Raw genomic sequence first — 14241 nt, 5'->3', positions numbered from 1 at the left:
AGTAGTGACATCTGGCGGGCGCGGTCAAGCGGCAGGGCTGACGCCCCGCTCTTTTCAATTCAGCGTGAAATTGAACTTGTAGCTGGCGGAGACGCCGACCAGCAATTGGTTACGATCGCCGCGCTCGCGCACGAGGCTGCTGTCGGCAGCCGGACCGGTCAGGCGGGAATATTCGACGAAGGCGCTCGTGGTCCAGTTTTGGCTGGCCTTCCAGGTCAGCGCACCGCCAGCGCCGACGGACTTCACGCCGCCACCCGGATTATAGCGGCTGAGGCCGGAGGCTGCGGACTGCTTGGCGTTAACGCCATAGTAGGTGTCGAAATAATCTGGGGAAGCGAGCGTCATGCGCGGGCCGCCGGAAAGGCGCAGTTCCGGCGTGATGTCGGTGAAGGCGTCAATGGCAGCGTCGGCGACGACGCCGCTATGCGCGCGAATGCCCTGGCGGACTTCGACACGGGCGCGCAGCCAGTCGGTCGGATAGGCTTCGACGAAGCCGCCCACTTCGGCGCCCCACTTGACCTTCTTCAGGCCCTTCAGCTCGTGACCGTCGCTGGAATCCCGGCTCGGCACGAATTTGCCTACGATACCGGCGCGGATGCCGTCATTGTCGATGAACGCGAAAGAGGGATTATCGTTGCGCGAGGAGAAACGCGGGCCTGGGCCTTGCTTGCCGACGGAGATCAACGGCGCCCATTGCAGCTTGTTGTGTTTGCTGCCTTCGAATTTCGGCGCGGTGAAACCGGCTGCACCGACGCTTAGATACCAATCGCCCGACCAAAAGTGCTGACCGTCCCCGGCCGAAGCGGCGCCCACAGAAACAGCGAACAGGCCGAAGGTGAAAAACAAACGCGATTTCACAAACACAATCAACTCCATAATACGCAATACAAAGGGCCATACACGCCCTTAGAGTTGCCGCAAATTATCCCGATCGCGTTACCGCTCTCTTAACCAAACGCGACTGAATTCGGGGGATAAGGCGAAACTTAAAAAGGCAATTTCACCGGCTCCGAGCCTGCGCCGATGTGTCGCGGTGATTTAATTCCGGCACAGGTTACTCAATCATTGGTATTGCCTACGCCGCTATTGGGATTCCGATATCGGCAATTCAAAAAGAGAGCGGAATGAATACTATATCTTTGATTTCTCTCAGTGCATTTCTCGGTATCGGCTTGACGCTTTCAGGCTGTGTCGGCACGCCAATCGATGGCACCAAGCAGAACCAATATTCCCACAGAGCGATCTCCGGCAAAAAGACCGCGCTTGGCATGGTCGCGTCCGTGAAGCGGGATTGTACGTTCGACGCCTACCCCTATACGGGGATCATCAAGCAACCTAGCCACGGCAAGGTCACTTTCGAACACGGCCCGGTTCGGGTTAAATACGATAAGGACAGTGACGCCTATGTCTGCAGCGGCAAGCCGGTCGAAGGTACGACGGTATATTACACGTCCGATCCTGGCTTCACCGGCACGGATCAGTTCGCCCTGCGCATGACCGTGTTGTATGCAAATAAAGTCAGCGACGAGAATCTGACTATTCAAGTGGTCAAATAAGGGACACGCCGCCCTGTCCGGATGGGCCAAAATCAAAACGCCGAGCCATGGCAATCCACGGCTCGGCGCAACCTCAACGGCGATATTTAGAACGTCACCTTTTCCAGCGGCGCACGGGTTGCCTCAAATAGCCTGAGCTTCGCTTCCCGCTCGGCAATGTAGTTGCGGTTATCAGGAACAGCGAACTGGTTCTTTGCAATCTGGATCTGCATGATGAAGAGTTCATCCCAGCGGAAGCCCATTTCCGAGCCGGCCAGATAGAATTCCCACATGCGGAAGAACTTCTCGTCATAGAGCGCGACAGCCTCGGCCTTGCGCGCCACGAAGCGATTGCGCCAATGCCGCAGCGTATGGGCATAATGCATCGGCAGGATTTCGACATCCTTGACCAGCAACCCGGCCTTTTCCAGCGGTGCCACGGTCTCTCCGACGGATGGAATATAGCCGCCAGGGAAAATATACTTCTCGATGAAGGCGTTCGTTCCAAAACTCGGCTTTGGACGGGCGATGGAGTGCAGCACCATGACGCCGTTGTCGTCGAGCAATTCGTGGACCTTGCGGAAGAACTTGCCATAGTCGCCGATGCCGACATGCTCGAACATGCCGACCGAGACGATGCGGTCGAATTTCCTGCCGGTCATATAACGGTAGTCCTGAAGCTCGAACCGCATGCGGTCGGACAGGCCGCGCTTGGCGGCACGATCGCGCGAAACTTTGAGCTGCTCTTCGCTGAGCGTGATCCCGGTGAAATCGAGGCCCGGATTGGCTTCGGCTAGATACATACCCATGCCGCCCCAGCCGGAGCCAATCTCCAGAACGCGCTGCCCTGGTTCGACCAGCAGCTTGGCGGCGATATGGCGCTTCTTGGCCACTTGGGCTTCGTCCAGGCTGATGCCAGGCGGCACGAAATAGGCGCAGGAATATTGCCAGTCCTCATCGAGGAAAAGATCAAACAGCTTGGCCGACAGATCATAGTGATGCGCAACATTGTATCTGTTGCGATTGATCGGCGAGCGGCTTTTGATCTGCTGCCAGGCAATGCGACCGATCAAGAGCGCCGCCATGCGCAGATCAAAGATTTCGTTGGTCGTATTCTGCTTCACCAGCGAGAGGAATTCATAGATATCCCCTTGCTCCAGAATGAAGCGGCCTTCCATGTACATTTCGCCGAGCTTCAAGGTCGGATCGCGGGCAATCGCGTCCTCAGCCTGTTGGTCGGCGACGCGGACGGCAACCGTCTCGCCGGACCCATCCCCGATCATATGCGTCTCGCCGGATGCGAGCGTAAGTCTCAGGGAGCCTTTACGGACGATTTTTTTAACAATCGAGAAGAGTGCCGACGCCATGGACGCCTCGCCTATGATGACATGACATTAGCACGGACTTTAACGCGTCACATCAATGTGGCAAGCGCACCTTTTCGCACTCGTTGGCACTCCGGCAACACTCTGCCAGAGTGTGACATTCTTGCACTGAGTCTCGCTAAGCCCTTATTTTCGCTTGAGTGCATCCGCCAGAGCGGCACCGAAGCTGCCGTGCTGCTCCGGCTTCGGGCCGCTATCACGCCTACCGCCAGCGTTGTGCCCCCCACTTTTTTCGCGCAATTGATGCTGAGGCGCCGCAGCCGCAGTGCTGCCATCCTTGCGCATGGAGAGGCCGATTCGTTTGCGCTTGACGTCTACCTCCACAACTTTCACTTTTACGACGTCGCCGGCCTTGACCACTTCATGTGGGTCCTTGACGAAACGGTCGGCGAGCTGCGAGACGTGGACAAGGCCATCCTGGTGGACACCGATATCGACAAAGGCGCCGAAGGCGGCGACGTTGGTTACTGTGCCCTCCAGCAGCATGCCGGGCTTGAGATCGCCTATCTCGTTGACCCCCTCGGCGAAGGTCGCCGTTTTGAAGCTCGGGCGCGGATCGCGGCCGGGCTTTTCCAGTTCCGCGATAATGTCGCGCACTGTCGGCAAACCGAATTTTTCGTCGATGAACTGGCGCGGATCGACCGCCTTCAGCGCAGCAGCATCACCCATCAGATTGCGCAGATCACGGCCGCATGCCGCCACGATCCGCTTCGCCACGCCATAGGCTTCCGGATGCACCGATGAGGCGTCGAGCGGCTCCTTGCCATCGGGAATGCGCAGGAAGCCAGCGCATTGCTCGAAGGTGCGCTGGCCGAGACGTGCGACCTTCAGGAGGTCGCGGCGGGTCTCGAAACGTCCCTCCCCGTCGCGATGCTTGACGATCGCGTCGGCAATGGACGGGCCTAGACCCGAGACGCGGGAGAGCAGTGGCGCGGAGGCCGTGTTGAGATCGACACCGACCGCGTTCACCGCATCTTCGACGACGGCATCGAGCGAGCGCGACAGCTTCTGCTGGTCGACATCGTGCTGATACTGGCCGACGCCGATCGATTTCGGCTCGATCTTGACGAGTTCGGCCAGCGGATCCTGAAGACGGCGGGCGATGGAGACGGCGCCGCGCAGCGATACGTCGAGACCGGGAAACTCCAGCGCCGCCGTTTCGGAAGCCGAATAGACGGAAGCGCCTGCCTCCGAAACAATCACCTTGGTCGGTTTCGGTGCCGGCAGATCCGCCAGCATGTCAGCCACCAGTTTCTCCGTCTCGCGGCTGCCAGTGCCGTTGCCGATTGCGATCAGCTCGACCTGGTGCTTGCGCACGAGCGCAGCCAACGTCGCCTGCGTGCCGCGCACATCGTTTTTTGGCGGGAAGGGATAGACCGTCGTCGTTTCCAGCAGCTTGCCCGTGCCGTCGACCACGGCAACCTTGACGCCGGTGCGGATGCCGGGATCGAGGCCCATGGTCGCACGCGATCCGGCCGGAGCCGCGAGCAAAAGATCCTTCAGATTGCGGGCGAAGACGTGGATGGCCTCCTCTTCGGCGCGTTCACGCAGCTCTCGCATCAGGTCGAGCGACAGCGACATGGAGAGCTTGACCCGCCAGGTCCAGCTTGCCACCTCCATCAGCCAGCGGTCGCCGGGCTTGCTCGTGCCGATCTCATAAGCCGTCGCGATCATCCGCTCTACCGGCTTGTTCGGCGAGACCGCATCGACGTCGACCTCGATGGTCAGCGTCAGCATCTCCTCATTCCAGCCGCGCAGCATGGCAAGCGCGCGATGGCCGGGAGCGGTTGCCCAACGTTCCTGATGATCGAAATAATCGGCGAATTTCGCACCCGCCTCCTGCTTGCCGTCAACGACCCTCGCTTTCAGCAATGCATTCGTTTTCATATAGGTGCGCAGCTTGCCGAGCAGATCGGCATTTTCGGCAATGCCTTCGGCGATGATGTCGCGCGCCCCTTCGAGCGCCGTCTTCACGTCGGGTACGTCAGCGGTGATGAAACCCTCGGCAAGGGAAGCCGGCTCCCTGGAGCGATCGGCAACAATGGTATCGGCAAGTGGGCCAAGGCCGCGCTCCCTGGCGATTTCGGCACGGGTGCGGCGCTTAGGCTTATAGGGCAGATAAAGATCTTCCAACTCAGCCTTGGTGGCGACCACGGCGATCTTGCGCATCAGCTCGTCGGTCATCTTGCCCTGACCGGTAATCGACTCGACGATAGCCGCCCGGCGGGCTTCCAGCTCGCGCAGATAGACGAGGCGCTCCGCCAGCGTGCGCAACTGACCGTCATCAAGACCGCCAGTCACCTCCTTGCGATAGCGAGCAATAAAGGGCACCGTGGCGCCTTCGTCGAGAAGCTCGATCGCGGCCTTGGCCTGATCCGCACGCGAATTGATTTCAGTGGCGATGGTTGCGGCAAGGGAGCGGATGTCGGCGGCCATAGGATTCTCTGAACTGAACAAGGGTGAGGAGACCATAAGCATGATCCCGAAAAGTACGAAGCGGTTTTCGGATCAGATAGTGCCGATCCAAGCAACGAAAGCGGACCGACGATTCGAAAACCGACGTCTCGCATTAGCGACATAAAAAGGCGTTGCAATGTTGTAGCCTGCGCCTCCACAGGATTTGCCGCTTGACCTTTGGTCCAGCGGCCCTTAACCGCGCAAATGGACGCAAGAAAAGGGCAAGCCATGAAAGTTCTGTTGATCGGATCGGGCGGACGCGAGCATGCGCTCGCCTGGAAACTGGCGCAATCGCCGCTGATGACGGAATTCTACGCCGCGCCGGGCAATCCCGGCATTGCCGACCATGCCACACTTGCCGCCATCGATATCGAAGCCCATGGTGCGATCGTCGCCTTCTGTAAGGAAAAAGCCATCGACTTCGTCGTCGTCGGCCCGGAAGCGCCGCTGGTTGCCGGGCTTGCCGACCGCTTGCACGCAGAAGGCATCGCCGTGTTCGGTCCATCCGCCGCAGCCGCGCAGTTGGAAGGCTCCAAGGGGTTCACCAAGGATATCTGCGCCCGCTACGATATCCCGACCGGCGCCTATCAGCGTTTCAACAATGCGCCAAAGGCGAAAGCCTATATTCGTGCGCAGGGCGCGCCGATCGTCGTCAAGGCAGATGGGCTCGCCGCCGGCAAGGGTGTCACCGTTGCCATGACGGTCGAGGAAGCGCTCGCCGCGATTGACGACTGCTTCGAAGGCGCATTCGGCGCGGCCGGAGCCGAGGTCGTGATCGAAGCCTATCTCGACGGCGAGGAGGCGAGCTTCTTCTGCCTTTGCGACGGCAAGCATGCGCTGGCTCTTGCTACCGCCCAGGACCACAAGCGCGTCGGCGACGGCGATACCGGCCCGAATACCGGCGGCATGGGCGCCTATTCCCCCGCTCCGGTCATGACATCGGAAATGGTCGAGCGCACGATGAAGGAAATCATCGAACCGACGATCCGCGGCATGGCGGAAAGCGGCCATCCCTTCTCCGGCGTCTTCTTCGCCGGGCTGATGATTACCGCCAAGGGGCCGGAATTGATCGAATACAACGTTCGCTTCGGCGATCCGGAGTGTCAGGTGCTGATGATGCGGCTGAAGAGCGATCTGCTGCCGCTGCTTCTCGCCTGCGCCAACGGCACGCTGGATCAGGTCAGCGCCGAGTGGAGCGACGATGTGGCGCTGACCGTTGTCATGGCCTCGAAAGGCTATCCCGGCTCCTACGCGAAGAATACGCCGATAGCTGCCCTGCCCGCCGACAGCGAAGGCGCCAAGGTGTTCCATGCCGGCACAGCGCTGAAGGATGGCGCGCTGGTCGCGACCGGCGGTCGGGTGCTGAACATCACAGCGACCGGCAACTCCGTCAGCGACGCGCAAAAGCGCGCCTATGCCCTTGCTGGCGAGGTGCAATGGGAGAATGGTTTTAACCGCAGCGACATTGGCTGGCGCGCGATCGAACGCGAAAATATTTGAGGCGAAAACCGCCAGCCTGTGCCGATTTCTGCGGTTCCGCTAAACTTTTATCGAATCTCCTGACAGGATGGAAACAAAGGGACGCTAATCTCTCCAACATGTAAGACGGAGTGGTTTTGTTATGCGTCCCTTTTTCCTGACTTTGGCATGTGTGCTGGCCGCCGGCTCGGCCATGGCTTCGTCGATCCAGCCCATCGACAGCAAGACGGAAACCGGCGGCGATAGCATCATCGACAGGGTCTGCGCAGATTGCCCGGCGATCAAGCCGCCAATGGTCAAGAAGGACTATGTGGTGCCGGACCTGGCGCCGGGCACGCAGTCCGTCGTCGTGCGCGACATCGATGGCCAGAGGAAGGTGGTGCGCACCGAGGCCTGGATGGGCGGCTCACCGGTCGTCTTCATTTCGAAACCGACGCCCGAGGCGCTGGCGGCCGCCAATGTTCCGATCGACGGCATCGACCTCACCGCAAAAACCGCTGCTTTGCCCCAATCCGCCAAAGCGAAGACACCCCCGCCACTCGATCTCTCCGGCTTTGAACTTCGCCAGTAACAATAGCTGTTCGACCCCGTTCCCTGCCCCGCCCCGGCCAAAGTTTCGGTCGACGGGGTCTGCCGCAAGGCGGACCAATGCGCCCCTGAAGAGAAGCAGGGGCGCATTTGTTTTGCATAGCAAACTACAGAATTTTTCCCGTCCGCTCCGGATAGTCTTGAAAGCGAGCCTAGTATTATTTATTGCGAGGCAACAAAGTTTACCTCGAGAGTTTTTTAATTTCCGATCACGCTGTTTTGATTAAATCTTTATTAGATATAAAGCGCCACTTTGCTTGCACCGGACAGCAGCATGTCATTTCGAGCAGCGGCAAGCGTATTGGGGTTTCTCCCAGGCGATCGCACAGGCGGTAGGATACCGCGCCGGTATTCATCCTACCCTGTTGCGAGGCATTATGAAGAATCTCAAGATCGCCCATCAACTCTTCGCCCTTCTGGGCGTGCTTATGGCAGCTTTTGCCGTGGCGACCTATTTCGAGATCCGGTCGCAGGCGGACTCGATCTATGACGACCGTTTCGATATGCTCCGCACGCAGGTCGAGTCCGGCATTTCGGTTCTGAATCAATATTATCAGCGCGAAAAATCCGGTGAGATGACACATGAGGCCGCCCAGGCCGAAGCCTTCAAGCTCCTCTCGCATGTCAGCTTCCAACCGGCGGGCTATCTCTTCGGCTTCGACTACAGCGCCACTATGCGCTTTCATCCCAACCCAGCCAATGTCGGCAAGGATATGTCCGGCCAGGTCGACAAGAACGGCACGCATTTCAGCAAGGAAATGGTCGAAAAGGGCATCAAGGGCGGCGGCCGCACCGTTTATTACTGGGTCAAGCCCGGTCATCCTGACAGCGAGCTTTTCCTGAAGGGCAGCTATTCCGCCGCCTTTGCACCATGGCAGATCGTTCTCGGCTGCGGCGTCTATATGGACGACCTCGAAGGCCAGATCCACGCGGCAATGTGGCGCGCGCTGCTGATCTGCGGCATCGTCTTTCTCGTCGGCATTGGTGCTGCGTTCTACTTCATTCGCGGCATCACCAAGCCATTGGCCGATGTCCATACCGCTCTCAAGGCCGTGGCTGATGATGACGTGAAAATCATCATTCCTCACGCCGAGATGCGCAACGAAATCGGCCTGATGGCGCAGGCGACCCGGTCGCTGCAGGAGAAGGTCCGCGAACGTCACGCCCTGGCGGATCGTCAGGCCGCGCAGGAGCTGGAAATCAGCAGTGAGCGCGAACAGAACCTTCGCCAGCAGCAGGACGAGGCCCAGGAACAGGCCCGCGTCGTCGCCACCATCGGCAGGGCGCTCGAAGAGCTTGCCCAGGGCGATCTGACCGTGCGCTGCGGTGATATCGGCATCGGCTATGCCGGCCTGCGCAACAACTTCAACGAGGCGCTGTCGCATTTGGAAGCCGCCATGGGCCGCGTCAATGCCAAGGGCAACGACATCGGCGTCAGCAAGGAAGAGATCCGCCGCGCCTCCAACGAGCTTTCGCAGCGCACCGAACGCCAGGCCGCCAGCCTGGAAGAAACCTCGGCTGCCCTTGACGAGCTTACCGTTGCCGTGCGCCAGACTGCCGAGGGCGCGCATGAGGCCAGCAAACGCGTGCATGCCGTCTCGACCGAGGCATCGCGCAGCGACGCCGTCGTCGCCCAGGCGATCGATGCCATGAGCGGTATCGAAAAATCATCCGAAGAGATCAGCAAGATCATCGGCGTCATCGACGAGATCGCCTTCCAGACCAACCTTCTGGCGCTGAATGCCGGCGTCGAGGCGGCCCGCGCTGGTGAATCCGGCAAGGGCTTTGCCGTCGTCGCCCAGGAAGTGCGCGAACTGGCGCAGCGCTCCGCCGCTGCCGCCAAGGAGATCAAGGACCAGATCGCCCGCTCTTCCGGCCAGGTCGACCAGGGTGTCCGCCTTGTCGGCGAGGCCGGCGAAGCGCTGAAACGCATCTCCGACCAGATCAAGGCCGCCAACGAGATCGTCTCGAAGATCGCCCACAGCGCCTCCGAGCAGGATACGACGCTACGCTCGATCTCGTCTTCTATGAACCAGCTCGATGCCGCCACTCAGCAGAACGCCGCCATGGCGGAAGAAACGACGGCATCGGCCGAAACGCTCGCCGCCGACACCGAGGATCTGCTCGGCCTCATCCGCGGCTTCCGCGTCAACGACGGCCGGCCGCTGGCACAACAAAACCGCCGCGCCGCTTAAACTATAACGTAACAGCATCATGAACCGCCGGGCACAAACCCGGCGGTTTTTCTTATGGGGATGTCGAAGGCTTCAGTCGGCCGCAGCAAGCCGCTCGATCAGACGGTCAATCTCACCGCCGGAATAAACCTCGATACCGGCTTGCTTCAGTAGCGCAGCCGTAACGCCATTGCCCGCATGCCGGCCGCCGGAGAAGGTGCCATCATAGATGAAGCCTGAGCCGCAGGACGGGCTTCCGTCGATCAGGAGAGCGTAGCGGCAGCCGGTTTCTTGTGCGAGCGCCAGAGCATTTTCGGCCGCCTGACGAAATTCCGCCGTGACATCGCCGCCGGTGATCTCCATCACGCGTGCAGCGCCGGCAAGCACATCCTCGCCGGTCGCACCATCGGCAATTTCGGCCGGCGGTCGCGGCACGACCATGCCGGCGGACATTTCCGGACAGATCGTCACCAGCCGCCCCTCCTCGCGCCAACGCTCGATGGCCGGATGCACGAGCGGCTTGGAACGGCCGTCGTAACGGACGGCATGGCCCATGAGGCAGGCGCTAACGAGGATCTTTCCGGTCATCGCGCCTCCATGCTTTATCCCGCGATCTTCGAGAAGTCGGCCACCGTTCCCGTCGCCTCGCGGATCAGGCGCAGCAGCGCCAGGCGATTGGCGCGGATGGCGGCATCTTCATCGTTGACGAGAACATCTTCGAAGAAGCGGTCGACGGGCGCGCGCAGCTTGGAGAGGGCTGACATGGCCGAGCGGAAATCTTCCTTGGCGATCGCGTCGGAGGCTTCGGCGGAGGCTGCCTTGATGGCGGCGAAAAGGTCCTTTTCGGCATCGAGCTTCAGCAACGCTTCCGAAACGCCGTCGGCAACGACGGTGCCCTTTTTCTCCTCGGCTGCGAGGAGCTGCGTGGCGCGCTTGGTGCCGGCGAGGAGGTTCTTACCGTCTTCCGAGGTGATGAAGGCGGTCAGCGCCTCGACACGACGGGCGACCATCAGGAGGTCGTCGGCTTCCGGCGTCAGCACCGAGTCGATAAGGTCGTAGCGGGCGCCCTGATCGCGGAGATAGACCTTCAGGCGATCGTGGAAGAAGGCGAGAAGATCGATGTCTTTTGTCGTCGCCAGCAGCGGCAGCCGAACCTTGCGCTCCAGAAGAATTCTCACCACGCCCAAAGCCGCGCGGCGCAGCGCGAAAGGGTCCTTAGAGCCTGTAGGCTTCTCATCGATCGCCCAGAAGCCGATCAGCGTGTCCAGCTTGTCGGCCAGCGCGACCGTGATCGCCACCTTGTCTTCCGGCACGCGGTCGGATGGGCCTTGCGGCTTGTAGTGATCCTCGATCGCAGCGGCGACGGAAGCGTCTTCGCCCTGCAGCACCGCATATTTGCGGCCCATGAGGCCCTGAAGCTCCGGGAATTCGCCGACGGCTTCGCTGCGCAGGTCAGCCTTGGCGAGAACTGCGGCGCGGTCGACCTTGGCCGGATCGGCGCCGGTGATCTTGGCGAGTTCAGCCGCAAGCACGCGGATGCGGGCGACACGCTCGCCCTGGCTGCCGAGCTTGGCATGGAAAGTGACGTTCAGCGCATCGAGCTTCGCCATGCGCTGATCGAGCGGCTTCTTCAGGTCGAGGCCGAATTTTTGGGCAGAGGCTTCCAGCGTTTCAAGGTCCGGCAAATCGCCCTGGTCGCGCTTCCAGAAATGCAGCGCATCGGAAAGACGGGCGCGCACGACCTTGCCGTTGCCGTGAATGATCTCCTTGCCGCCATCCGTCGCCTGGATATTGGACACGAGAATGAAGCGGTTGGAGAGCGTCTCACCGGCCTGCGGACGAGTGACGAAGCATTTCTGATTGGTCTTGATCGTCAACCGGATGATTTCCGAGGGGATCGACAGGTAATCCTCTTCGAAGGAGCCCATCAGCACCTGCGGCCACTCCACCAGGCCAGAGACCTCTTCGAGCAAGCCCTCGTCCTCGACCAGTTCCAGGCCGTTGGCAAAGGCGACGTCGCGGGCATCGTGCAGGATGATGTCCTTGCGGCGCTCGGCGTCGAGAATGACCTTCGCCCTCTCCAGGCTCGCCACATAGTCATCGAAGCGCTTGACGATGATTGCCTGCGGCGCATGGAAACGGTGACCATAAGTCACGTTCGAAGCGACGATGCCGTCGATCTCGAAGGGAATGACGGCGGTCTCCTCGTGCTCAGTGCCGAACAAGCAGACGATCGACTGCAGCGGGCGCACCCAGCGCAGCGAGCCGGGCTTGGCCGACGCCTTGCCCCAGCGCATGGATTTCGGCCAGGGAAAATCCTTGATGATCCCAGGCATGACGTCGGCAATGATTTCCTCGGCGGCGCGGCCGGGCTTGGAAATGACCGCGACGTAGAAATCGCCCTTCTTCGGATCGCTCTGCACTTGCGCTTCCGACACGGAAGACAAGCCGGCGCCGCGCAAAAAGCCTTCGATCGCTTTTTCATTGGCGTCGGTGCGCGGACCCTTGCGCTCCTCGCGCACATCGGCGGAGCGTGCCGTCAAGCCGCGAATGTCGAGCGTCAGGCGCCGCGGTGTCCAATATTCGCGCGCACCCTCATAGGAAAGACCCGCTTCGACCAGCGCGTCGGTGACGAGCTTCTTCAGATCACCGGCAGCCTTGCGCTGCATACGGGCGGGAATTTCCTCGGAGCGGAGTTCGAGAAGGAGATCGGGCATGGGAGCTGTCTTTACGTTGAGGCAAAATGATCCGGGCGGACTTAGCAAGCCCGGCGGCAAAAGTCATCCCGCCAAACGGCGAAATTACCATCCGCCGCCGCCACCGCCGCCTCCGCCACCGCCGACAGCACCACCGCGCTGGTTCGGTGGATCATCGGAAGAATCGTTCCGGCTGGTCGACTCCGACGATTCGTTTCCAGAGAAGGCAGAAGCGGTGGCCGAAACCGGGGTTGGGGAACTGGTGGATGGGATGAATGCCGCGACGGCCGACGGCAGTGCGGCGACATCGCTCACCCAGCCCAACCCATGATGATGGTGATGGTGATAGTGTTCGTGTCGTCTGCACCATGATGGTTGGTAGGAAGATGCCCGCTCCAGCCCCGCCGAACCGCCGGCAGCCTTCGTGATCCACGTCTCGAACACCTGCGACCACTTCTTTTCCACGCCGAGGGCAACCGCATAAGGCAATAGCTCCTCAAAATGCTCCGGCGACGTGCGGATATCGTCCTGCACCACCATGCGCCCTTCATCGACCAGAGAAAGATACTGCCGCAAACGCTCGATCTTCCCGATCGCCCTGGCACCGAGCTTCGTCCATGTTTCGATGAAGGGAGCAAAGACGAAATTGACACCGACTATGGCCATGATCAACCCGGCCAGCAGAATTCCTTCCGGGCGCACCGTCCCGGGCCGGTCGGACGCGATGGCGCCTACAAACACCAACGCGATAAAGCCGAACAGGACCACAAGGCACCAGATCGCGGAAAGGCGCGTCTGCCGACTGACGCCGCGCCGGCGGAGAAACGTGGTGAGTCCTCCGATCGTTAATGCAAACAGGCCAAATACTAGCGCCATTACAAAACCGCCGCTATCCCGGCCGCTCATCGAGACGACACCAAGCGCCGCTAGCGTCAATAGAAGGCTCCCTCCCCTATACGAAGCGTTGGACTTGAAGTATCGCCCCTCATGATCCCGCTCGATCACCTTTCGAAACGCCCAGGCGACGCGCTTTAATTCGGCGTCGTTTTTGCGATCGAACACCAGCGGATCACGCGGTCCGACAGCGTTCATTAGTACGAATTCGGAGTTATCAAGCGCTTCCGGCAACGGCTTTCCGGTGGAGTGCACCAAAAGCCTCTCGCCGAGATCATCGAGCTTTACGTAACCCTTGACGGCAAGGCCGAGAAGAGCGGCCGACATCGCCGCTCCCACGCCATTGGGGAAGCCCTTGTTGTCGATATAGTTTGCGACGGCAGGCGAAACATTCTCGGGCGGGTCCCAACCCGGCACGAGAACTCTAGGAGAAGATTTTCGCCCGGCGCGGCGCCAGGCCACGAGGTGATATACGACGAGGACAAGCAGGCCGAGCGCGGCAGCCGCAATCAGCGCCGGTGCATCGTCCGGCACCACAATAGAGCCTTTCGGCAGCATAACCGAGACCGTCAACCCCTCGCCTTTTGCCAGAGGACGGGTCGTGGAGAAGACAATCTTATCCGGCTGCTGAACTGCCGTTGCGTTCTTGCCGGTCGCATTGGCAACGCCGGTGAAATAGGCAAGCCTCTGTGGCTTCACGCCATCAGGTAGGATGATCGTTGCTGATGCCTGCAGTATAGGAAACTGCCAGCCATTGCCGGTAACGTTCCAATAAAGCTCATCATAATCATCGAAGAAGCGGAACTGCCGGTCCGTCTTATAGGTGACACGGAATGTGTGCTTGCCACGGTCGAGCAAGAAAGTCTTACCATCCTTGTCGGGACGTCCGATGTAGATACGCGTGCCGCCGTCGATCGTTTCCTGACGCCACTCCTCCGGCTGACCGTCGCGCTCGACGGATATCACGCTGAAATCGACTCGCCTTTTGCGTCCGGCGGCATCAACGAACTCCAGTGGAAAGTCACGAAAATGC

The 14241-nt window shown here is 60.4% G+C and carries 10 protein-coding genes; 4 read left to right on the top strand and 6 right to left on the bottom strand.

Annotation, left to right across the window (positions count from 1 at the left end; all coding sequences use genetic code 11):
- Positions 1 to 54: 54 nt before the first annotated feature.
- On the bottom strand, positions 55 to 876 hold the full coding sequence (locus tag NXC24_RS04340; protein ID WP_199773521.1) for a MipA/OmpV family protein: 822 nt from the start codon (positions 874 to 876) through the stop codon (positions 55 to 57).
- Positions 877 to 1124: 248 nt separating this feature from the next.
- Between NXC24_RS04340 and NXC24_RS04335 the strand changes: the two genes are divergently transcribed.
- Positions 1125 to 1556 (top strand): hypothetical protein, encoded by a 432-nt coding sequence (locus tag NXC24_RS04335; RefSeq protein ID WP_104822186.1) that lies wholly within the window; start codon positions 1125 to 1127, stop codon positions 1554 to 1556.
- 86 nt (positions 1557 to 1642) lie between these two features.
- Here NXC24_RS04335 and NXC24_RS04330 read toward each other — a convergent pair whose 3' ends face one another.
- The gene (locus NXC24_RS04330; protein ID WP_104822185.1) at positions 1643 to 2902 is read right to left on the bottom strand and encodes a cyclopropane-fatty-acyl-phospholipid synthase family protein; all 1260 of its coding nucleotides are present in this window, start codon (positions 2900 to 2902) and stop codon (positions 1643 to 1645) included.
- 144 nt (positions 2903 to 3046) lie between these two features.
- On the bottom strand, positions 3047 to 5356 hold the full coding sequence (locus tag NXC24_RS04325) for a Tex family protein (protein WP_104822184.1): 2310 nt from the start codon (positions 5354 to 5356) through the stop codon (positions 3047 to 3049).
- A 249-nt stretch (positions 5357 to 5605) separates the two neighbouring features.
- Here NXC24_RS04325 and purD point away from each other — a divergent pair, with 249 nt between their 5' ends.
- From purD to NXC24_RS04310, 3 genes are all read left to right on the top strand, one after another.
- Positions 5606 to 6877 carry a phosphoribosylamine--glycine ligase gene (gene purD / locus NXC24_RS04320; protein ID WP_104822183.1) on the top strand — a complete coding sequence of 424 codons (1272 nt, stop codon included), beginning with the start codon at positions 5606 to 5608 and terminating at the stop codon, positions 6875 to 6877.
- A 121-nt stretch (positions 6878 to 6998) separates the two neighbouring features.
- A complete protein-coding gene (locus NXC24_RS04315; RefSeq protein ID WP_104822182.1) occupies positions 6999 to 7427 on the top strand; it encodes a plant virulence effector HPE1-like domain-containing protein in 429 nt (142 codons plus the stop codon).
- A gap of 394 nt (positions 7428 to 7821) precedes the next feature.
- Positions 7822 to 9639 (top strand): methyl-accepting chemotaxis protein, encoded by a 1818-nt coding sequence (locus tag NXC24_RS04310; RefSeq protein WP_104822181.1) that lies wholly within the window; start codon positions 7822 to 7824, stop codon positions 9637 to 9639.
- A 72-nt stretch (positions 9640 to 9711) separates the two neighbouring features.
- Here NXC24_RS04310 and NXC24_RS04305 read toward each other — a convergent pair whose 3' ends face one another.
- From NXC24_RS04305 to NXC24_RS36235, 3 genes are all read right to left on the bottom strand, one after another.
- Positions 9712 to 10206 carry a DUF523 domain-containing protein gene (locus NXC24_RS04305; protein WP_104822180.1) on the bottom strand — a complete coding sequence of 165 codons (495 nt, stop codon included), beginning with the start codon at positions 10204 to 10206 and terminating at the stop codon, positions 9712 to 9714.
- A gap of 14 nt (positions 10207 to 10220) precedes the next feature.
- Positions 10221 to 12335 (bottom strand): glycine--tRNA ligase subunit beta, encoded by a 2115-nt coding sequence (gene glyS, locus NXC24_RS04300; protein ID WP_104822179.1) that lies wholly within the window; start codon positions 12333 to 12335, stop codon positions 10221 to 10223.
- A gap of 84 nt (positions 12336 to 12419) precedes the next feature.
- Positions 12420 to 14222: a DUF2207 domain-containing protein gene (locus NXC24_RS36235; protein ID WP_104822178.1), complete on the bottom strand. Its 1803-nt coding sequence runs from the start codon at positions 14220 to 14222 to the stop codon at positions 12420 to 12422.
- Between the last annotated feature and the right edge of the window lie 19 nt (positions 14223 to 14241).

Origin of the sequence: Rhizobium sp. NXC24, from assembly GCF_002944315.1 — a bacterium.
GTDB lineage: Bacteria > Pseudomonadota > Alphaproteobacteria > Rhizobiales > Rhizobiaceae > Rhizobium.
Note: the sequence above shows the minus strand (reverse complement) of the source record. Positions and strands in the feature narration are given on the sequence as shown.